We start from the raw sequence: 245 nt of genomic DNA on the forward strand, positions 1-245 counted from the left end.
TACGGTGTATGCCATTCAGATCTGTACGCCGCCCACAATCACGGGGGCTGAACCCGCTATCCCATAGTGCCGGGCCATGAAATCATCGGTTGGGTGGTTGCCGTCAGCTGTCAGGTCAACAGGTTCAAGGCAGGCGATCGGGGCGGGGTCGGCTGCATGGTGGACGCCTGCGGTCATGGCGAGGCGTGCAAAGAGGGCACTACGGCGCAACCGTGACTCACACCGATGGCGCCCCGACCTTATCG

The 245-nt window shown here is 62.4% G+C and carries 1 protein-coding gene; it reads left to right on the top strand.

Going from position 1 to position 245, the window contains the following annotated elements; translation table 11 throughout:
* Positions 1 to 66 precede the first annotated feature (66 nt).
* Positions 67 to 216 (top strand): alcohol dehydrogenase catalytic domain-containing protein, encoded by a 150-nt coding sequence (locus B4920_RS31200; RefSeq protein WP_353852143.1) that lies wholly within the window; start codon positions 67 to 69, stop codon positions 214 to 216.
* Positions 217 to 245 lie beyond the last annotated feature (29 nt).

It is taken from the genome of Zoogloea sp. LCSB751 (assembly GCF_002028455.1).
GTDB lineage: Bacteria > Pseudomonadota > Gammaproteobacteria > Burkholderiales > Rhodocyclaceae > Zoogloea.